Annotated in this window: 14 protein-coding genes and 2 pseudogenes; 2 read left to right on the forward strand and 14 right to left on the reverse strand. The window is 68.3% G+C overall.

Annotation, left to right across the window (positions count from 1 at the left end; all coding sequences use genetic code 11):
* Positions 1-20: 20 nt before the first annotated feature.
* Both istA and istB read left to right on the forward strand, forming a co-directional pair.
* Positions 21-1,626: pseudogene (gene istA, locus HUA75_RS18920) on the forward strand (IS21 family transposase).
* On the forward strand, positions 1,623-2,387 hold the full coding sequence (gene istB, locus HUA75_RS18925; RefSeq protein ID WP_174487206.1) for an IS21-like element helper ATPase IstB: 765 nt from the start codon (positions 1,623-1,625) through the stop codon (positions 2,385-2,387). Before istA ends, istB begins: the two are co-directional and overlap by 4 nt.
* A gap of 38 nt (positions 2,388-2,425) precedes the next feature.
* Here the strand turns inward: istB and HUA75_RS18930 are convergent, their stop codons facing one another.
* The 14 genes and pseudogenes from HUA75_RS18930 to HUA75_RS18990 form a co-directional block, all read right to left on the reverse strand.
* Positions 2,426-3,151 (reverse strand): transposase, encoded by a 726-nt coding sequence (locus HUA75_RS18930; RefSeq protein ID WP_371746141.1) that lies wholly within the window; start codon positions 3,149-3,151, stop codon positions 2,426-2,428.
* Between the two features lie 65 nt (positions 3,152-3,216).
* A pseudogene (locus HUA75_RS47945) lies at positions 3,217-3,636 on the reverse strand (hypothetical protein); the annotation flags it as partial.
* A gap of 16 nt (positions 3,637-3,652) precedes the next feature.
* Positions 3,653-5,113, reverse strand: coding sequence for a protein kinase (locus HUA75_RS18935; RefSeq protein WP_174487208.1), 1,461 nt, complete (start codon positions 5,111-5,113; stop codon positions 3,653-3,655).
* Entirely contained in the window at positions 5,110-5,688 is a 579-nt protein-coding gene (locus tag HUA75_RS18940; protein WP_217446148.1) for a hypothetical protein, read from the reverse strand. Before HUA75_RS18940 ends, HUA75_RS18935 begins: the two co-directional genes overlap by 4 nt.
* Positions 5,681-7,366, reverse strand: coding sequence for an ATP-binding protein (locus HUA75_RS18945; protein WP_174487209.1), 1,686 nt, complete (start codon positions 7,364-7,366; stop codon positions 5,681-5,683). The genes HUA75_RS18940 and HUA75_RS18945 overlap by 8 nt, the downstream gene beginning before the upstream one ends.
* A 13-nt stretch (positions 7,367-7,379) precedes the next feature.
* Positions 7,380-8,525: a hypothetical protein gene (locus HUA75_RS18950; protein WP_174487210.1), complete on the reverse strand. Its 1,146-nt coding sequence runs from the start codon at positions 8,523-8,525 to the stop codon at positions 7,380-7,382.
* The gene (locus HUA75_RS18955) at positions 8,522-9,340 is read right to left on the reverse strand and encodes a hypothetical protein (protein WP_174487211.1); all 819 of its coding nucleotides are present in this window, start codon (positions 9,338-9,340) and stop codon (positions 8,522-8,524) included. The genes HUA75_RS18950 and HUA75_RS18955 overlap by 4 nt, the downstream gene beginning before the upstream one ends.
* Positions 9,337-13,581, reverse strand: coding sequence for a hypothetical protein (locus tag HUA75_RS18960; protein WP_174487212.1), 4,245 nt, complete (start codon positions 13,579-13,581; stop codon positions 9,337-9,339). Before HUA75_RS18960 ends, HUA75_RS18955 begins: the two co-directional genes overlap by 4 nt.
* Positions 13,578-14,618 carry a hypothetical protein gene (locus HUA75_RS18965; RefSeq protein WP_174487213.1) on the reverse strand — a complete coding sequence of 347 codons (1,041 nt, stop codon included), beginning with the start codon at positions 14,616-14,618 and terminating at the stop codon, positions 13,578-13,580. Before HUA75_RS18965 ends, HUA75_RS18960 begins: the two co-directional genes overlap by 4 nt.
* Entirely contained in the window at positions 14,615-15,796 is a 1,182-nt protein-coding gene (locus HUA75_RS18970) for a hypothetical protein (protein ID WP_174487214.1), read from the reverse strand. Before HUA75_RS18970 ends, HUA75_RS18965 begins: the two co-directional genes overlap by 4 nt.
* Positions 15,793-17,334 (reverse strand): hypothetical protein, encoded by a 1,542-nt coding sequence (locus HUA75_RS18975; RefSeq protein ID WP_174487215.1) that lies wholly within the window; start codon positions 17,332-17,334, stop codon positions 15,793-15,795. Before HUA75_RS18975 ends, HUA75_RS18970 begins: the two co-directional genes overlap by 4 nt.
* On the reverse strand, positions 17,334-19,400 hold the full coding sequence (locus HUA75_RS18980) for a class I SAM-dependent DNA methyltransferase (RefSeq protein WP_217446149.1): 2,067 nt from the start codon (positions 19,398-19,400) through the stop codon (positions 17,334-17,336). The genes HUA75_RS18975 and HUA75_RS18980 overlap by 1 nt, the downstream gene beginning before the upstream one ends.
* Positions 19,401-19,417: 17 nt before the next feature.
* Positions 19,418-19,798, reverse strand: a complete 381-nt coding sequence (locus tag HUA75_RS18985; RefSeq protein WP_174487216.1) for a hypothetical protein — start codon at positions 19,796-19,798, stop codon at positions 19,418-19,420.
* A 5-nt stretch (positions 19,799-19,803) separates the two neighbouring features.
* Positions 19,804-21,015: a restriction endonuclease subunit S gene (locus HUA75_RS18990; protein ID WP_174487217.1), complete on the reverse strand. Its 1,212-nt coding sequence runs from the start codon at positions 21,013-21,015 to the stop codon at positions 19,804-19,806.
* Between the last annotated feature and the right edge of the window lie 50 nt (positions 21,016-21,065).

A 21,065-nucleotide genomic window follows, 5' to 3' on the forward strand; every position in this document is an offset into this window, starting at 1 on the left:
ACGTGGAGTCCGCCCGGGCAATGGGCAACGTCTTGAGCGACGAGAAGCAGCAGCAGGTCATCGCCCTGGGGCGGTTGGGTTGGAGTCTGAGGCGTATCGAAGAAGTGACGGGGATACGCCGCGAGACGGCCAGCGGCTATCTGAAGGCCGCGGGCGTGGGCATCCTGGGGGAAGGCAAAACCGGCCAATGGAGGGACCACCGAGGCGAGTCCCGCGAGCGAGCCGGAGGCCCCCGGAGCAAAACCGGCCAATGAGGGGACCACCGACTCGTCACAGCGCAGCCGAGCGGGAGTCAGGACGCTGTCGGCGAGCATCGTCGCGCCCTACGTGGACCTGGTGCAGCAGCAGTTGAAGGTGGGCCGCAACGCACGAGCCATCTACGAGGAGCTCGTCGACACGCAGGGCTACGCGGGCAGCTACATCAGCGTGCGCCGCTTCGTGCGAGCGCTGCGTGACAGCCAAGGCCCGGAGGCCAAGGCCGTCATCCATACGGCGCCGGGCGAGGAAGCGCAGGTGGACTATGGGGAGGGGCCCATGGTGCGTCACCCGGAGACGGGGAAGTACCGGCGCACGCGCATGTTCGTCATGACGTTGGGCTACAGCCGCAAGTCGGTGCGGCTGCTGTGCTGGAAGTCCTCCAGTCGCACGTGGGCGCAGTTGCACGAGGATTCCTTCCGCCGGCTCGGCGGCGTGACACGCACGGTGGTGCTGGACAACCTGCGTGAGGGCGTACTGGCGGCCGACGTGTGCGAGCCGGCCCTCAACCCTCTCTTCCGGGACGTGCTGGCCCACTACGGGGCCACGGCCCTGCCGTCCCGAGTCCGCCACCCGGACCGCAAGGGCAAGGTGGAGTCGGCGGTAGGCCACGCGCAGCGTACGCCGCTGAAGGGCCTTCGCTTCGAATCGCTGGAGGCCGCGCAGGCCTACCTCGACGCGTGGGAGTCACGGTGGGCGGACACCCGAATCCACGGCACCACCAAACGACAGGTGGCGGCCATGTTCGGCGAGGAGCGTCCACACCTGCAGCCCCTGCCCGTCGAGCCCTTCCGCTACTACGCCTATGGCGAGCGCGTGGTGCACCTGGACGGACACGTCGAGGTGGACGGTGCGTACTACTCAGTGCCTCCAGGCCACATCGGCCGCAAGCTGCACGTGCAGTGGGACAGTCTCCATGTCCGTCTGCTGCGGCCCGCCACCGGGCAGCTGCTGCGAGAGCACACTCGGGCGCCTCGGGGCCATCACCGCACGCGTGAGGAGGACAGGCCCTCGCATGCACCGCGCACCACAGTGCAACTGCTCGAGCGTGCCACCCGGGCTGGACGTGCCATCGCGGCCCTCTGCGCCGAGGTGCACCGCCGGGAAGGCGAGACGGGCACCCGCCGCATCCTCGGCGTGCTGTCTCTCGCGAAGAGGTACTGCACCGCCGCCCTGGACGACGCCTGCGAGGTGGCCCTCGAGGTGGGCGTCCCCACCTACCGCTTCGTGCGCCGCTACCTCGACAGGCGCACTCCCACCCCCGTCACCCTTCGCCAGGTAGACCCGCTCATCCGCGAGCTCACCCACTACCGCGACGTCATCGCCCGTCTCACCCAACCCACCCCTCACCCAGGAGATACCGAGACATGAATCTCGTCGAAATCACCCGCGCCCTCACCACCTTGCGGCTGTCCGGCATGGCCCAGGCCGTGGAGGCCCGCATCCTCCAAGCCCAAGCAGAGAAGCTCGCTCCTCTCGACTTCCTCTCCGCCCTCGTCAACGACGAGCTGACACGCCGCAGCGACGGCTTCATCCAACGCAGGCTCAAGCAAGGTGCCTTCCGCGACGCGGGCAAAACGCTCGATGGATTCGACTTCGACTTCAACAAGAAGATGAACCGCCGCCTCGTCTTCGAGCTGGCCACCGGAGGCTTCGTGGAGCGGCGCGAGGACGCGCTCTTCCTCGGCCCTCCAGGCACCGGCAAGAGTCACATCGCCCAGGCCCTGGGTCGCGCCGTCATCCAGTCTCAGGGGCACCGCGCCCTCTACCGCGAGGCCCACCATCTGCTCGAGGAATTGGCCGAGTCCAGCCTTGAGGGCACCCGACGCCAGCAACTCGATGCGCTCACCAGCGCCCCGCTGCTCATCATCGACGACCTCGGCATGCGCAAGCTGCCGGCCACCGCCGCCGAGGACCTGCTCGAACTCATCATGCGTCACTACGAGAGGGCCTCGACCCTCATCACCTCCAACCGGCCGGTGGAGGACTGGGGGAGGCTCCTGGGTGACAACGCGGCCGTGGCAGCAATGCTGGACCGCCTGCTGCGCCATGCCCACGTCGTCCAGTTCGGCCCCCGCAGCTGGCGCACCAAGGGCGCCATAGAGTTGCGGATCTCCGAGTCCGCAGGGTAGGAGTCCTCCTGTCTCAGTCCTCTTCCATTGGCCGGTTTTCAGGGGACCTTTATTGGCCGGTTTTCACGTGACCATTGAGGCAGTGTGTGACTGATTCTCAGCAGAGGCTCCCCGTCCAGGTGACGCCGCCGTACGGCTTCGTATGCAGCGACATGCCGGGAGCGGCTCTCCGCTCGGGCGTGAGCTCGCGAGAAGCTGGTGTGACGACGCGCGGGAGGCGTGTCTCCGCTCGAAACGGCTGGTAGCGCTCGAAGGCGGGGGTGAGCGCTGGTCATCCAGCGTTCCATCTTTTGCCGTCCATTCAGCAGCAAGTGCCAGCGGTCCGCCACCTGCTGGGCCTCTGGAGCTCCCACTACCGCCGCTCGTGCGGACTCAGTCGACCGGTCTCTGGCGATGACTTCCACGCCGGGGTGCTGGCGCAGCCATGCGCTCACCGTGGGAGTCGCGCGGTCTGGCAACACGTCCCGCACGCAGTGCGCTTCCAGGTCGACAAGGATGGAACCGTAGGTGCGTCCCTTGCGCAGCGCCCAGTCGTCGAGGCCGAGGCCGCGAGCGGGGCTGGGAGCAGGCAGCGGAGCGCGGCGAATCTGCCGCAGGAGGGTATCGGTACTGGTGGGCATGGCCAGGGGCTTGAGCAGCCTGGCCCCATCCTCTGCTCGGCTGTGATTGCAACGGCGCACTGCGCGGTGGCCAGCCGCCGTGTCCGCCGAGAATGGTCGGCCAGCAGACGCACCGGCCGCTCCGCGAACGTGCGGCGGGAGCATTCCGGGTTTCGGCAGCAGAAGCGCCGCACGCGCAGCTCGAGTTGCACGACGCGCCCCGCAGCGGGCAGGTCCGCCGGGCGTCGGACGTAGCTACCATGCACTGCGGTACTGGGCGTCTGGCAGGGGGGACATCGTGCTCCCGTGCCCTCCATGCGCACCCCGAGGACGACACCCGCCGCGTTACCGTGGGCCACCCGGTCCCCCAGGAAGTGGGTACAGCGTTTCCATTCCCAGGGTGTATTCGCCCCGCTGGCAGCTTGCCCCGTCTGCCTACTCCCCAGAGGGGAACCACACGAAGTGCGGGAGAGCCACGGAACCGGGCGACTCTCAGGGCGCTGTCCCGCGCGAGCGCGGAACGGGCGCCGACATTGACGCGTGGCGCGCTGGTCGCGCCAAGTCCGAGCGTACGCGCGCGTGGAGAGCTCTCGTGCAAACCGAGAGCGCTGAAACCGGAGGGCTCTCGGGCGGGACGGAGCCACTGACATCTAACTGGCGGCTGGCTCACGCCAGTCCAAGCGCCCGAAACTGCTCGGCCTTCGAGGACGCCCACGGGTCGTCGGGCATCGCTTTCTGGTACGCGCGCAAGAAGGCCGCCGCCTTGCCGGCGTCGCGCATCTGCTCGAACACGGCGACGAGACGTCGGAGGATCGCCGGCTTTCCAGGCAGTCTTCGGTTGAGCGCCATCAACTGCTCAGCAGCGGCCTCGTACTTGGCGTCGAGCGCGAGGATCGACGCGTGCTTCAGGAGGAGATCGGGCGCGTCGGGTGTCTCGGCCAAGCACCGCTCCACGAACGTGCGGGCGCGATCCACCTGGCGTACGTCGAGGTAGGCCGAGAGTGCGAGGCGTCGAAGCTCGGCGCCGGTAGGCGTCGGTGCGTCAACGACATCCGGCCGGGCCTCGAGGTCGCGGATGCAGTCAAAGTAGCGCCCTTCTCGATACGACGCTTGCACCATGAGGAGGAACGCCTGCGCGTCGCGGGTCGACTCGAACTCGGCGCGTGCGACCAGCTCCGCGTCGCGGTAGTCGCCCGCCTCGACGAGGCGCACCGCCTGCGACGACCAGTCCTCGTGTGGCGTGCGCGGCACCGCAAACGTGCGGGTGGGCGTGAACTGGAGCTGGGCGCGTCGCACGGCGCGAAACGCGTCGAGCATGGCCTCGACGCTCGGCCATCGCTCTTCCGGCGCGAGCTTCAGGCAGCGGTCGATGAATTCGTCGAGCGGCTGCGAGACCGACGAGTTGGCCTCGCGGGCGCGGGGGAACGGCACATGCCGGGCGACCTGGCTCAAGGTGTCGTGCGGAAGCCGCGCCGTCACGAGGTGGTAGAGCAGCACGCCGAGGCTGTAGATGTCGCTCAGGAAGCGGTCATTGTTGTCGCGCGTCGACATCGTCGCCCCGACGATCTCGGGTGCGGAGTAGAGGATGGTGCCGCCGTTCTCCCGGGTTCGCGCGTACATGTCCTCAGGCAGCACGCTCGAGCCGAAGTCGGTCAACTTCACGAGGTCGGCGGAGACGAGGATGTTCTGCGGCTTGATGTCACCGTGCGACATGCCCACCCGGTGCAGGTGCGCGCAGCCTTCGAGCACCTGCTCGAAGACGCCGAGCAGCTTGTCGTAGCTGGCGACGAAGCCCTCTTCACCCTTGTCGAGCAGCTGGGCTAACGTGATGGAGGGGAAGTACTCCATCTCGATCGCGTACCATTCGCGTTCCGGCGGGACGCGGCCCATCCAGTAGACGTCGATCACGCATGGGTGCGGCGTCTGCCCAACCAGCGGCGAGCCCTCGGCGAGTTCCTCGTTGCGCTTGCTCTGGGCCTTAGGAATCTTCACAGCGACGATGGCGCCGTCGGAGAGGCGTTGCGCGCGCCACACCCAACCGTACGAGCCGTCGCCGAGGCACTCGACCAGTTCGTAGCGCTCGCCGAGACGCCGGTCTGCTCGTGGCACGAAAAACTTGGTCGTCATGATTCCCCTCGCCGAAGGATGTTCTCGAGCCGGAGCAGGCCATCCTGCCCAGCACGCACAACGAATTGGTAGAAGAGGAGCCGCGCGCTCGGATTGCCGGGGACGCGCACGCCGCCCGTCGCCTGAAAGCCCCCTCGCACGATGCTGCGTAGCCCGTCGTGATCCGGCAGCGTGACCAGCCCCACGCTCCAGTAGGCCAAGAGCAGCGTCGCGCTCGGGCACTCCCAGCGCTGCTGCGCGAGGAGCAGCGTCTCGACCTTCGGGCTGAGGTCCTTCTGCTTGCCCGAGTAACGCTCGAACTCGGCGAGGAGGGCCACGTGGCGCGCCGAGCGATCGAACCACACCGAGTCAGACCGTACATCCTGGTCGACGTTCCCCAGGACGCCTTGGCGTGGCGCGGGCACCTCGGACACGGTCGCGAAACCGAGGTCACGCCCGGTAGCCGTCAAGAGCGTGCAGCCGAGACTGTGGACCAGGTGGCCGACGTCGCGCACGCCCCACTCGGTCCACATCGGCAGATGGGACGACGCGACTTCGAGCGTGAGTCGGCTCCCGATGTCCATACGCTCAGCCACCGAACCTCCCCCAGACGTTGAGCACCTCGGGCGACTCGCCGCCGTGGACCAGCGCCTTCGTGCCGACGCGCACCAAGAGAGGCGCAGGGATCGACCGCCCGCAGATGAGCGCCTCGCCGGTCGAGAGCCCGGGCAGCTGGTCGAGGTCGGCCGCGCTCACCATGTCGGAGGTCTTCGCGATGAAGCGCTGGTCGTCCGGGTTCTTGAGGCGCATCGCGATCAGCGTGTTGCACTGCGAGGTCACGTCGGGGTCGAGCTTCGACGGACGCTGGCTCACGACCGCGAAGCCCACGCCGAACTTGCGGCCCTCACCTGCGATCTTCTTGATGATGCGGTGGCTCACGGCGGGCTCGCCCGCGGGGGCGAAGTTGTGCGCCTCCTCGTAGACGAGGAAGCACGGGCGGATACGGTCGGTCTTGCTCGATGCCGCGCGGAGGATCTCGCTCGAGATGAGCGCGGTGATGACTTGCTTCGCGGTGTCGCTGAGGCCCTGCAGGTCGACAATGACGAGACGGCCACGGCGATCGGTCGGCCTACCGATCATCTCGTAGACGTCGGTCGCTGCAGGCAGGCCCGAGTGATAGAAGCTCTGCGCCTCCTGAAGCACGCGAGAGAGTTTCATCGACGCGACCGCCGCGCTTCTACCGTTCAGTGCCGTCGCCTCGGCCTGGCTCAGCTCGTCCCACTGCCGCACGTCGTCGATGCCGTCGCCAAGGTAGTGGCGCAGCCGGTTGATGTCTCGCGGCGTCGTGTGCTCGTGGGCGATCCAGTAGCGAATGGCGACGTCGAGCACTCGCTGTTGCGGCTCGGTGAGGCCAGGGAGGATCTCGCTCAGGTCGTCCATCTCGAAGTGGTCAAACTGCAACGCCAGCTCCTGGTTCGCGCCGGCGTACTTCTGCCGGAACGACGGGTTCTGCGGGCAGTACACGGCGATGCCAGCGCCCGCCTCGCGGAGCCTCGTGAAAGCGTCTCGGATGGCCGGGAGGGCCGCGCGATCGCGCTGGTCGTCCAGGTCGTCGGGCCGATCGTTGAAGCGCATCTGCCCACCCGACAGCGCGCGCCCGTACTCGCCATGCGGGTCGAAAACGACGACGGTGCCGTTGTTAATGGCGACGAGCCGCTCGATGATGCGGCCGACCGTATACGACTTGCCTGAGCCAGTCATCGCGAGGACCGCGAGGTGCTCGGTCACGAGGCGGTTCACGTCCACGTACACCGGAACGGCCGACGCGCCACGCTCGTAGCCAACGAGGTTGCCTATGTGCAGGCTCGAGTGCTCCTGAAATTCATAGAACGCGCTCAGGAACTGGAAGTCGACCGGCTCAACCGGCGAGCCCGGATCGAGCGCCCGGCGCGGCATCTTGATGCCGCCACCTTCGGGGTCGCGATATCCAATGGCCTCGAGCTTGCCAAGGATCTGCTCGCCGGTAACGTGCGCACCGGGCAGCAGCTCAAGCTCCGTCACCGCCTGCCCCAGGCCAGAGTTGTAGAGGACGTTGCTGCGGCTGATGCTGACGATGCGCGCAAGCACGTCGGTCTGCGCTGCGCCCTCTTGCTCGCGGTGCCGTACGCGCACGAACTCGCCGCGCCTGCCAGCGAACGATGAGTTGAGAACCATCGAGAGGTTCGTCGGGTCGCCGGTGTTTCCGACGAGTCGGCCAAGGACATGATGCGGCATCGATCTTTCTCCTTTACGTCGCGAGGTCAAAGTCCGAGAGCCAGATGCTCTCGATCTCGCGCCGCTTCAGCTCACCGGCGACGCTTCGGCTGTAGTTTTCGAGAAACGGTCCGAGCGCGGTCAGCTCGCGCTCGGCGAGCTGCACTGGCAGCGGAGTCGCCGCGGCCCCCCCCACGGCCGTCAGGGCCATCGTCAGCCCGACGATCTCGTCGATGGCCTCGGTGGTCCACGCCGGCGCGTCGCCCACGAGCTGCATCAGGCGAGGCTCTGTTGTCTGGCCGGCGCGGAAGTGCAGGCCGATGACGCCGAGCTCGACGACGTTGCCTGGCTCCATGCGGGGCGCGTGGACGTTCATGCGGAAGGCGGCGGTCCTCGTGAAGCTGCCGAGAATGCCATGCACGAAGCGCCGCTCGCCGACGCCGAGGATTGCCTCGCGCACGCCGTCGAGGGCTGCGAGCGCCTCGCGGTTGACTGTCTCCGTCGGCAAAATCTGGCTGCGCCCGCCCTGAAGGCGCAGGTCTTGCTGCGCCGACTGGATGATCGCGCCGAAGCGCTGCGAAGCGAGGCCGACGATGACCGGCCCGCTCGGGTTCCACGGGAAGAGCCGCTCTCGGTGGCGCGTCCAGAACGACTCGATGGTCTCGCGCGTGGCGGCGTAGGCGGCTGGATAGCCCGGTTCTCCAGGGCGGCTGGCAGGTGGCACCATGCTCCGGTCCATCACCAGCGCCGTGTCGAGGAAGATGAGCCGCGAGCGCTCTTCGACGACGGCACGATCGGCCAGCTCGTACGCCTGCCTGATCGCGGCGAGCGCAAGGCGCATCGACTGGTTCTCGTAGTTGATGTCGTCTATCTCGCAGGCGCTGTCCTGGCCTGCCGTCGAGACGGCGTTGTGCTCGACGAGCAGGTCGCAGCGCGCCGCCGCCGCGCCGTAGAGGAAGCCGCCGATGGTCTTCGTCGTCGAGGAGTGCGTGGCGATGCCCGAGGCCCGCGTGTCGATCGGGTTTGGGCGCTCGACCGCGCGCACGAGTCCCGCCTTCACGAAGAGCGGCGCGACGCGCTCGAGGTCTCGGATCTGCTTGAGTAGCCGACCGACGGTGCCCGGTAGGTGGACCTGTGACTGCACCGCGAGCGTCTGGGCCAGGGTTCGATTGGTGGTCATGGTGTGGTCACCTCGCGGAGCGCGCTCACGTACGGCGCGTAGGGGCTCTGCATCACGAGCTCGGTGGCTTCGGTCGTTGGCACGCCTCCCATGACCAGGCTTCGAGCGCGCAGCTCGTTCAAGAGCGCTCGCGCACGCTCGGGGGCGATGCGGAAGATCGACGATGCGCGCAGCGCCGCGATTGCCTGCTCGTCATCTTCGAAGCTCCTGCTGAGCAGAAACACCAGGAGCCCATAGTGGTCGGGCGAGAGCGGCGTCTGCGCGGGCGCGGCGACTGGCTTGGCTTCACCGGCGAGCGCAACGAGGCTCACGAGCCAGCGCTGCGTCTCCTCGGGAGCATCAAGCACCGCCAGCGACCAGAGCGGCAGGCACGTGACGGCGAATAGCCCGGCGGCGGGGTGCAGGCGGTACGTTCCCACGCACACGCTGAGGTCGCTCCATGTCGCGCCCGGCAGCGGAGGGGTCTGCAGCTTGCCCGCGAGGCGGTGCGTGACCTCACCGGCGAGCATCTTGGCGAGCCCCTCGCCACCTCGCGCTCCGCCCTCCATGCGCTCGGCTCGCCACGACACCGGGCGCGCACAAGCCCCCGCCGCGAACGGCGGCACGAGCAAGAGCACGTGCCCGGCTGCGCGCGTCCACTCGACGAGACGCGCCTGCTCGCCTTCGTCGGCTCCTTGAAACGCATCGGCGGAGGACATAATCAGGGCGCCGCTCGCGGGCAGTGTCGTCGTCGCCTCGGCGGAAAGCGCCTCGCACAGGATCCTCCCGCGCCGGTGCGCGGCGAGCGCGCCGTGAAGAAACACCGGGACGGTCACGACTTCACCCCGAGGCGGTACGTGCGCTGCACGAGGTTCCGCTTCACGAGCGCATCGGCCTCCTGAGGCTCGAGCGCCGGGTCGCGCCCTGCGTCGAGCGCGGCCACGATGACGCACCACCGGTCGAAGGTGATGCCGGTTTCGGCGAGCAACTTGCGGCCCGCCATGGTGTGCTCCTGCACACGAGCACTGACCAGCTTCTGCGCATCAGAGAGCGCCCCGACGTCTTCGACCTCCTTGGGCGCGAGGGCCGGTGGGGCCGATGCTCCCGTCGCTCGGGCCAACGCATCGAGACCACGATGCGCCTTCTGCAACTCCGCGTTCTCAATGAGCTTCTTTCGGTATTCGGCAATCGCGTTCTCCACGGAGATGACGTGGCCGAGCAGATGCGTGAGCGCACCGCGCGGCTCGTCGATCAGGCCTCGCGCGCGCAACATCAAGGGTTGGAAATTGCCGAGCCGGGCCGGGCCATCGAACTCCGAGCGGAGCCGGTCAACTTCCTCGCCGCGAGCGTCCTCCAACGTGCTCTCAATGAGCGCGGGCCGCCCCGGGAGCTTGTCGAGCACGAGGGCGTTCTTGGGGTAGTGGAAGTCGGCGGGCGCTGCCTTCAGCACCGTCTGAAGCGTCGCGATGCGCCCGGCCGCACCAAGCAGGTCGCTCCGCAGCTTCTCGTACACCGACTTGAGCTCGCGGAACGCGCTGACGATCTGGCCCTCGCACGGTGCGAGCGACTGCTCGATCCACGTCGCCAGGTCGATGCCGACCTCGCGTGCAAGGTTCTCGAGCTGCACGGTGGCGTCGGCGACCTTCAGGTCGCGCAGGTTTTGCCGCAGCGTGCCCGGTTCGTTCGCTTGGACCACCTCGGTCTGGCCTGGTGTCGCGGTGGGCGCGAGCGCGCCATCGAGGATGTGGGCGATCTTCTCGAGCGAGAGGGTGAAGAGCGCGATCGGGAAACCGTGCAGCGAGACCACATCAAGGCGCATCTCCTCCGCGAGCGAGACGGAGCGAGCGCGGATGCGGCGCTCTGCCTTGCGCACGAAGTCCACAAACAGCGACGCGCGGCGGATGCGTTGCCAGAGCGGCACGGCGTCGGACTCGAAGTCGAGCGTCTTGACGTTCTGGTCCTGCTGGATCGAGTTGAATTCTTCGCGGCGGTAGACCCAGTCGATATTCGCGATGACGCGTCGTCGGCGCTGCGCGGCTGCACGGAAGCTCGCGGCGTTCGCCGCCTGCGTCTCGGACTTGTCGAGCGCATCGAGGTCGGTGGTGCAGTCGGTGAGATTCTTGCGTGCCGTGAGCGTCTTGGTTCCCGGCGCGCCCGCTTCGGGCGCGAACAGTTCCTTGACACGGCCGACGCCGAACACCGCCTCCATCTCCGCCACCAGCGCCGCGTAGTCCTTCTTGAGCCAGTTGTCGGCCTCCTGAACGGCCCCGCGCAGCTCGGCGCGCGTGATCACGGTGTACACGTCGGCGCTCTTGGCGCCCGGCTGCGGCTTGGCGACGCCCAGCTCGCGCAAGATCGACATCCACTCGAAGTAGGTGTCCTTCGGCTTGATGCCCTCCCACATGTAGCCCCAGAACCACTCGCGCTCGGCGCGGGCGAACGTCCAGTCGCCACTCAGCAAGCGCGAGATGGCCTCCACGAGGAAGGGCGGGAACTGCGCCTCGGCCCCGTCATCGAGCCGCGAGAACAGACCTGCGCGCTCGCTGTCGACGTATCCCGCCGCGCGAGCCTTCGGCGTGACTCCGAGCTTGGCGAGCAGCGTCTTGAGCGCCTCCACGTCGACGCCCGACTTGTCGTCGAGGTTCGCGAGCGTCGCCGGCGCGGGCTTGTCGATGGCGAGGATGCGCCATGCCCGAATGAGCAGCTCCTGCTCGGTCTCCTTCAGCTTTCCCGACGACCGGAGCGGCCAAGCGATGCGACCCAGCTCGTTGAGCTGCTGCCGGAAGCGCCCGATCTCCTCGGAGAACGGGCGAACGAGGCTTTGCAGCCGGTTGTTGAAGGCCGTGGTGAAGCCGTGGCCGTCGAGCCGGAAGCCCACGCTCGCCTGCGTCGGCACCCCGATCTGATGGAGGATGTGCTCCTCGGTCGAGGTGAGCTGGTAGAGCAAGAGGTAGCTCTTGGCGCCCTTGAGCGTGTCGCTCGACGGGTTCGCCATGCGGTCGACGAGCGCGCGCGACGACGTGAACGCGATGACGGGCGTGCGGCCCTCCTCGCCGAACTGCGCGCTCGCCGCCTTGCACAGGCGCTCCAGCTCCTCGTCGTTCTTCACCCACGCGAAGAGCACGCGACCCTTGGGGTGCAGCTTGAGGCCGTCGAAGGTCACGAGCCCCCCTGGCTGCTTGCCCTTGGCGACCGGCGATGTGGCGATGACGGTCAGCGAGTCGTCGCGGATGCCCGAGGGGGCCGCGTCGTAGGCCCAGTGTTGGTCGATGACGCGCATCGCGCCGACCAGCACCTGCTCGGCACGCTGCCGCTCGGCCTGCGTGCGCAGGGCCGAGAGCGCCTTCTCGTGCGCGCTGTTCTGGTCCGGGTCGCGGAAGATGAGCGAGGTCTGGCCTTGCTTTCTGTGGCGCAGGTCGAGGCGCGCGATCATCTCGACGCTGGGGCCCACATGGGTCGCGGTGTCGGCCGTCAGGTCATCGGCGCCCAGGAAGCGACGCCACAGCGCGCGGGCGGCATCCTCGGCGGCGGCGTGCGGATAGAGGAGCGACACGAGGTGGACGAAATCGCTCTGGCGCAGCGGCACCACGAGCGTGCGCTTGCCGTCGGTGCGGCGCTGGCCCTTGATCTCGTGGATGGCGTAGGTGCCGAGGTTCGACAGGAGCTGGCGCAGATCGAGCGGTTGATCGACGCCGCCCAGCCGCCACACGCCTTTGTCGCGCGTGAACTTCGACGCGCGCAGCGCCTCGGCCGCCTCCAGCTCGTCCCACTCGACGCGGCGGAACAGCGCTGCGATGGGCTCGTCGTACTCGTTCTTCGCCGAGAGTACCGCGGCGCGGGTCTCGGGCGCGTAGATGTCGAGCGCGACCGGGAGCTGGCCGTACAGCAAGTCCCGCGCCGCCGGGAGCTGCGCCTTGTCGATCTTCAACATCTCGAGCGCGTGATGGTCGAGCACGTGCTGCTGCACGCGGCCCGACACGCGCACCAGCTCGTCGAAGAGCGCGCCCACTGTCGGCGCGTCCTTCTCGCCGCGTGCGCGCTTGTCGCGCAGCCGCTCGTCGATGCTGGCCATGACAACGTTGAACCAGCCGAAGTTGCCCGCGCTCATGGCGTACGCCGCCTCGACCAGACCCTGGGGGTAGGACTCCGCGAGCCGCCCGTCGGTCGACAGCGTCTGCACGAAGTCGCTCACGTCTGAGAACGCGTTCGACGAGAGCTCGGCCAGCTCGAAACGGCGCGCGGTCGACTGGATCTCGCGTAGCTCGTCGCCGATGGCCGGCGAGCAGAGCGCGACGTAACGCAGCCACGGGAGCTTGCGGCGCGGGTCTTCCTCCTTGATGGCCTTGCCCATCAGCTTGATGGCGCGACCGTCGAGGTGCTTGATGTCCGTCGCGTCGAGGCCGTAGGTCGCCGCCTCGGCGGCGGTCTCGAGTTCGTCGAGCACCACCAGCACGTACTTGATGCCGAACGAATGGAAGTACGCGTAGGCCGCCTGGCACAGGCGCGTCGCCAGCTCGGGGTCTTCGTAGAGCGTTTCGTCGGAGTGGTTCTTCGACGCCTCCAGCGCCTCGGCGAGCTTCTTCGGGTCGAAGCCCGCGACCGTCAGCCGGTCGCTCGCCTCCTTGGCGATCTGCCCCTGGATCGAGCCGTCGAAGGTGCCGCGCGCCAGCGGCAGGAGCGCCTTGTAGAGGCCGTAGGCGAACCAGTTGTCGACGTTGTTGTAGTCGTTCGCGACCTGGCTGTAGCGGATATAGAGACCAAGATACTGGTCGCGGTCCTTGTCGTCGTGAAAGAGCCTCGCCTTGCCGAGGCTGCCGTCGTCGCCGCGCACCCACCAGCCGCGCGAGGTGTCGTTGATCTGCGCCACCAGCTCGTAGCCGAGGCGCGACTTACCGACGCCCCACTGCGCGATCACCGCGAACACGTGCGCGAACTTCTCGGCCTCGTCGTCGACGAGGTGGATGAAGTGCTTGAACGTCTCGAAGAAGCGGCCCTGGCCCACGATGGGGTGCGTGAGCGGGTACGAAGAGACGCCGGTCGCCGCCCACTGGTGCTTCGCTTTGTTGGTCGTCGTCATCGTGTCAGCTCCCGTCGTGTCTCGAGCGCGCGCCAGGCGTTCTGGAAGGTTTCGTTGAACTCGCTGTGCACCACCCACCGAACGAGCTTCTTTGTCGGGTCGGCGAAGAGGCCGCGCCCGTGTCGGGCCTGCCCAGGCTCGACGGCGAGCAACTCGAGCGCTCCGCGCCTGGAGGCCTCGTCGACGAGCGCGTCCATCCAGCGCGAGAAAGCCTCGTCGCTGGGGCTCACGCCAAACGTAGCGAGCAGCTCACGCAGCACCGGCTCGGCGGCGACGAAGCCGCGGACGTCGGCGTGGCCGCTGGTGAGGTCGGTGAGCGCCTGCGCTGGAGTCGCGGTGCCGGTGAGGTCGGCCAGGAGCTCGTTGGGTAGCGTCAGCGCGCCGGTGCGCGACAGCCAGCCCGCCGACTCGAGCAACAACAGTGGCGCCGTTAGCGGCGTGAGCGAGAGGTTGTCCTTGCTGGGCTTGCGCGAAAGCACGTCGGGCGCATAGGCGAGCGCGTCGCAGTGCCCGCGCGCGAGCCAACGCGCCGCCGCCTGCCGTTCGAGCCGCTCGAACCACCGCGCGGGCTCGGCGTGCTGGTGGAGCAGGAGCGACGTGCCCGCCTTGAGGCCCGCGCGGCTGCTGCGCACCTCGGACCAGCCGTGAAGCTCCCAGTCGCGACGCTCAAGCCGCAGGAGCAAGAGGCGCAGCCACACGCTCTCGCGCACGAGGTACGCGGCGAGCAGCTCGGTCCCGCGCGCCGGGGCTTGCTTCCAGCGGCGTAGCAGCACCTGCGCGTCGTCGCTCACGGTCCACCGCCCCTCGGTGTCGCGCGTGACGAGCCCGACGCCGGGCAGAAGCTCTTCGAGGAGGCCGAAGAGGCCCATGGCGGCCCGCCGCGAGATGACGCCCACGAGCGCGCGGTCGGCCACGGCGCGGGGCGACCCCACCTGGGGCGGTTTCGATGCGAGCACGTCGAGCGCGCGGAACCACGCCTCCGGATCGCTGGTCTCGGTCCAGAACGCCGGGCGCTCGAGGTGGAGTGTGCGCGTCATGCGTTGCCTCCCGCGCGCGCGATGCGCTCCCTGGCCCAGCCCTCGGAGGCACGGCGAATGGCGGCCGTCACCGGCGAGCCGAGCCGGTAGAACGCGCGGCTGCCGAGCGCCCGATAGCAGGCGTCGGAGAACGACGGGTGAATGCTGTAGGCCGGACGTCGCGCGCCCGAGCCATGCTCGAAGCGCCACACATCACGGCGCTGCACGGCCTCGATGACGAGGGCGAGCTTGTCATCGAGGGTGCTCACGGTGACGCGGTGGCCGAGCACCGTCACGCTGAGCTGGGCGAGGGTGCGCTGGCAGAGTTCGCCGAGCGAGCCGCAACGGATCTCCTCGCCGCTCGGCAAGGTCACCACCACCTCGACGCGCGGCGGGCTCTGAAACAGCGAGGCGTGCGCGGGCTCCAGCTCGAAGGCGATACCGCCCGACACGCGCTCCGCCTCCCACGCCTCCTTCGTGAAGGTCATCTGGGCCAGCAAGAACGCCCACGGGTGGTGCAGCGCCCAGTGCATGGCGTCGGCGTCGCCGCTCTTGCCGTCGAGCGCGCCGCTCAAGACCACCATCGTCGTCGCGGCCTCGGTCGGCGCGGGCAGACGCAAGAGGCGACCGGGTCGCCACGTTGCCTGTGGATCGTCGAACGCCACCTCGGGCAGCCCAGTCGGCAGCGCCGCCGTGGTGGGGATGGTCGGGAGAGCGGCGGTCGCGGCCAGCGCGCGGAGCAGCACCGGGAACGCGGCGGCCTCGTGCGCGGGCGTCGCCAGCACCACGCGTTCCAGTTCGCCGAACGCGGTCGCCGCCAGCGACCGCCCCTGCACGCTCACAAGCTCGCTCGCCAGCGCGCCAGCATTGGTGATAGCCTCGGTTAGCGCCGCGACGTCGCCGCGCCCGCCCATCTCGGCGAGGCGCGCGCGCACGACGCGCAGCCACGCCTCGCGCACCTCGGCTACGAGCGACAGCACGGCGGGCAGCGCCTCGCCTGCGTTCGGCAGCCGGTCGATGAGGCCGACGATGGTGGGGCTCGCGACGGCGACCTCACCACGCTCGCTCCACAAGCCTGTCGCTCGCACTGCCTCCAGGGCGCGCAAGGACGAAGACGGCGCCTCGCCCTGCGCAAGCAGCGTGCGCACGTCTTCGACGAGACGCGCGAGCGTCCGCCCCTGGAGCGCCGAGAGCGTCATGCGTTCTGCCCCTCCGACGCATCGAGGAGCGCGTAGAGCGCGTCGACGTCGGCGATGAGCGACTTGGCGTCAGGCACGTCGCTCTGCCGAAGCGCCTTCAGGATCTCGCGGTCCGCGCTGCAGTCGCCGGACTCGAGCGCCTTCTGGGTGGCGACAAGGTCAGCCTCGGTGATGCGGCCGTCTATGAGACGCTCGACCAAGGTCGTCGCGACGAGGATCAGTCCACGCGATGCGCTGAGCGCGATGAACTTCTCCAGCCAGCGACGCCCCTCGCGCTGCACGACCTCGCCGTCGAAGAGTGGAGCACGAACACGCAGGGGCACGTCGCTCTCGATGGCGGGATAGGTCGCGCCCGAGTTCCAGCGCATGAGCTGCTGCGTCGCTGCGTCAGAGCGAAGAAACGAATGGTAGAAAGCCGCGCTCGCGGCGTTCTCGAAGCGAAGCACAGCGAAGCCGGTCGATGCCACCAACGCGAGGCTGTCATCGGACGGCAACACCAAGCCGACGTTCTTCCTGTTCGGACGCACCGTGGACACGAGCACGTCCCACGGCTCGACAAGGATCTGCGCGCGTGAAGGGGCGGCGGCGACCTCGGTGGTTGTCGGCGTGAGAATTCCCGACCCGATATCGAGTTCACCGATCTCGAAGTAGCTGAATCTGTCGCCCCCACGCGTCCATCGCGCTTCGACGAGGGATGCAACCTCGCTCAGCTCGGTATCGCCACGACGCCGAAGCAGCGCATCGAGGTCCTCATGTCCCGGATCGTAGAACGGCGCGTCCAGCCGCTCGGAGCGCAGGGCCCCGCGACGGGCAGTGTAGGCGCGTCGAGTCCCAGCCCGTGGTTCGGTCCACTCCTGCAACTGGAAGAACGCCCTCGACTCGGCTTCAAGCCGTCGCGCGCGCTCGCGCAGCCGCTCGGCCTGCCGAACCTTGTCGCCGATGTAACGCTGGGCCTCTGCCGCGATCTTCAACAGGGGCAAGCGCTTGAAGTTGTAGAGGTAGACGTGCTGCTGGACTGCGCCACCAGCTTCGCGATGAAGGAAGACCTGACCGGGCGCGCTCGCGATCCACGCGGCGACGAAATAGCAATCGTATCCCGCAGACGAAGGGTTGAACTTGATCGTGTCCTGGTTCGAATTCGCCTCGCCGAGGCGCTCGTGGAGCACGGCGCACAAGCCAATCGTTCCAGACGTCGAGACAACGATGTCCCCCGGCTTGAGCTGAGATTTCTCGAGCAGTCGATGAGTGGCTGGCGTCACATACGCAAGACCAGACTCGTTCAGGAGCGGGCTGCCGAGCGCCTCAGCCTTGATGTACGGAACACCGCTCGCGGCGTCGCTCCATTCGATGTGGTTGCACAACGCGTAGGCACCAAATTGCCACGGCTCACACACGCTGCCGATCGACTCGGTCTTGAGTCCACTTCCGCGAATGGCCTCGCGAGTGTCGAAGTAGGCACGGGCGTAGAAGCCCGTATCGAGTCGCTCGGGGCTGAACTCGGCCGCACGAACGCGGACATGTCGCTCAGGCTGCGCCATCACTCCCCCCGCACGTACGCGCCGACGATGGCGGCCAGGTCGTTGGCGACACCCGCGCTGTAGTCCTCGACGTTGTTCTTCACCACGTACCCAAGGGTCTCGGCCACAGCCATGAACACGTCGGTCTGCGGCTCGTCCTGGAACTTCTCGGGGCCGTCCTTGCGCGCGTGACGTTTCTGCACGTAGAGCACGCTGGTCTTGGCGCCCGTGCCCGAGAGCTTGAAGGCGTCGGCGGGCAGGCTGATGACGCCCTTCACGATCGCCTTGCCGCCGTGGAACTCGCCGGTGGCCTCGTCCTTCGTGCCCATGATGTATTCGCGCACGTAGCGGTCGCCGGAGTTGCAGAGTACGCCGTCGGGCAACACGATCAGCAGGCGCCCGCCCGGTTTGAGCAGTTGCAGGCAGCGGTCAATGAAGAGCACCGCCGGATCGGTGTTGGTCGACGCCTCCTTCCAGACGCCCTTGCTGTTCGGCGACCCGCCCATCGCCAGGCCTGTGACCGTCGGCGAGTAGTCGAAGCCGCCGCCGCGCCCGTTCCGCTCCGTGAGGTCCGAGCGGAAGGTCGCGAGAATTTTTTGCATCGCCTCCTCGTGCGCCTTCTTCGCCTCTTCCTGCCCCTTGTTGAATTTCGGCGTTCCGAAGGGCGGGTTGGTGCAGATGAGGTCGAAGGTGCCAGGCTCGAGCTGCGGGCTGATGAGCGAGTTCTGAGTGTAGAAGATACGGGCCTTCGGCGCGCCGAGCAGCGCCATGTTCACGCGGGCGAGCATCACCATCTGGGGCGAGGAATCCGCGCCCACGAAGCTGTGCTCACACATCTCGGCGAAGAGCTTCTTCTTCGCCTCGTCGGTCGCCGTGGCCTTGCCACCGAGCTCGTCGAGCGTCCGCCGGAGGTGGCTCAGCGCCACCGAGAGGAAGCCGCCGCTACCACACGCTGGGTCGCAGAAGCGGAAGGCGGGGCGCCCCTTTCCGTCGCGAGCCACGAGGCGCGCGGCGTCCTCGGTGCTCTCCTTGATGTCGTGGAAGGCGAGCGCCAGCATCGCCTGCTTCACGGGGGCTGGCGTGAGGTAGATGCCGAGGCCGCCCTTCGACTCGAAGTTCGCGCGCAGGAAGACGTCGAAGGCGCGGCCAAGCACGTCGGCGGCGATGTCGGCGAGCGTGCCCTGCTTCTTCACCACGTTGCCCTGGTTGTCGGTGACCGGGCCGAGGTCCTGGATGAGCGAGAGCACCGCCTCGTAGTTGCCCGGCTGCGCCAGACGCAGGTGGGCGTTCCTGTCGAAGATGGCGTGCTTCTCGCCGGCGTCGTCGGTGACGACGTAGTCAGGGTGCATCTTGAAGTGCTCGAACGCCGACTGGATCTCGGCGACCGCCTTGGCGCCGTTCGCCTTCACGGGGGCGGCGGTGAAGACGTCCTTCAGGCTCAGCTTCTTGCCCTCGTGCTCGAAGATGAGCGCGCCCCCTCCGTGATCGTGGTGCAGGCGAAACGACTCGAGGAAGAGGAGCTTCGCCACCTCCTCGATAATGTCGTTCTTGCCGTTCACCCGGTCCTTGTGTGTCTGGTAGATGCGCTCGTGCAGGGCGTTGAAGCCCTTCATCAGCCGGTCGTACATGCGCATCGACCACCGGTAGGTCGGGTCGGCCTTGATCCGCTTGTAGTCGTTGATCTCCGAGAGGCTCGGCAGCTTGTCGATCTGGTGCGGCGGGTACGCGAGGTCGAAGAAGGCTTCGAGCTTGCCCTCGGCATCCTTCACGACGGCGAACTGCGGGTACTGGTCGGCCTGCGTCTCGGGCGGCGGCAGGGAGTACGAGAGCACCTGCACCTCGTCGGCGTTGGCGCGGCCCCACGCGCCAGCGGGCAGCACGAGCGCCAAGATGCGCGGCGTCTCGACGCCCTCATGCCGGCCCCAGACGACAGCGGCCGACATGCCGGGCTCGCTGGCCTTGAGGTCGAGCGACTGATCGAAGCCCGCGCCCGAGAGCCGGTGGACCATCGACTTGAGGAGGTTGCTCTCCTCGGAGGCGACCGTCGTCGCGTGCTCTGCGTTCTCTCGCTTCTTCTTGGCGGCCATGCGTTTCTCCTGAGCGCTTACCGGGCGATGCGGATGAGCTTCGGGCCGAACACCTCAAGCCCAGCGGTGCGTCGGGCGACGGCGAGCACCTGCTCGTCGGTCGTTACGAAGTGTTGAGGCAGGCGCGCGCGCACCTGCGCGGCCGGTACGGGTCTACCCGCGAACGAGCGCACGGCCTCGACGATGGCGGCTCCAAGGTCGTCCTCGGCGCTGGCCGCGATGGCGTGGAACCCTCCCGTGCCGTCGCGCGTGACGCCGCGCGCGCAGAGCAGGAAGAGCTCGAGCTGGTCGCGAGTCCACGCGCTGCCCGAAAGGCGCACGCGCTCGTGCAGCTCGTCGAGGCCGAGCGCCTTAAGTTTCAGGTGAGAGAGCAGATCTTCGGCCTGCCGCAGCGTCATTGGACCTACTCCTTCGCACGCGGGTGCGTCTGGGCGAAAGGCCGGTGAGCGGCCTCGAACAGGGCGATCATCTCGCTCACGAGCGCGGCCCACTGGCGGTCCTGCGTGCGGCGCTGTGCGTGATGACGCTCGAGGGCGCGCTGCCAGCGGTCACGCACCTCGCGCGGCGGCACCGGCACCCGCAACGAGCGCAGCGCCTCGGGCGGCACGAACTGCTGCACCGATCCCACCACGAGCCGCGCGGCCTGCGAGCGGAGCGCGTCGGTCGAGAGCAAGAGCGCCCACGCGGCCGGCGTCTCGCGGAAGCGCACGCGCACCCAGCCGTCGGTCGGTAAGGTGTTCCGCAGGACGTCGTCGTCGACGTATGCGGTGCGGAAGCTGGTACCGAGCGTCGAGAGCAGCACCTCGCCTGGGACGAGGGGCCTCGCCAGCGTGCGGCTGGGGACGAAATTCTCCCTCGCGTCGTCGGTCGGGGCGACGAAGAGGTCCTCGCCGACATCGCGGAGACGCAGCGCCCGCGCGCCCTCGGGAGCGTGCGTGAGGCGGGCGCGGTCGGCCCAGGATGCCAGCTCAGCGATCGCGACCCACCCCAGCTCTTCGGCGAGGCTGGTCTGCTCGGCGCGCAGCGCGGTGGCCGAGGGCAACCAGCTCTCGTGGGTCACGGCGTCGCGCGCGAAGAACGCGCCGCTGCGCAGCGGGCGCGTCGTCGTCGGGGCAGCGCTCGTCAGCTCGTTGGCCTCGGTGCGGACATGGTGCATCGCCTCGCTCGTCAGCGTCTGCTCGTCAAGCGCGTCGCGCAGGCGGGCCGAGAGGCCGTCCATCTCCGGCGGGACCGGCGGCACGCGCAGCGCGGCGAGAGCCTTGAGCCCCACGCGATCGAGCCCCCCCGAGTCGAGGAACAGAAGCCGTTCGTAGCCCTCATAGTTGAGGCACAGCGCGACCCACGCCGCCTCCGCGCGCGACAGGTCGCGGACGATGAGCGTGTTGCCGTCGACCGGGTGGCGCTTGGCTGCCGGCGAGACAAAGGCTGCGCGCACCGGCGCGAGTTTGTTCAGCACCACATCGCCGGGCCGCACGCACCAGCGCCCCTCGATCTGGGGCGGGGCCCAGTGCTGGGCGCCGAGCTGCAGCCGCAGCGGCTTGATGTTGGCCTGTCGATAAACCGGGGTGGAGGCCGCGCGGGGAGCGTAGTCGAGCGCCGTCGGCGTCTCGCTCACCCGCCAGCCCTCGAGGACTTGTCCCCCCAACTCATCGATTGTCTGGCCGG

This window comes from Myxococcus sp. CA040A, from assembly GCF_013336725.1.
GTDB classification, from domain to species: Bacteria; Myxococcota; Myxococcia; order Myxococcales; family Myxococcaceae; genus Myxococcus; species Myxococcus llanfairpwllgwyngyllgogerychwyrndrobwllllantysiliogogogochensis.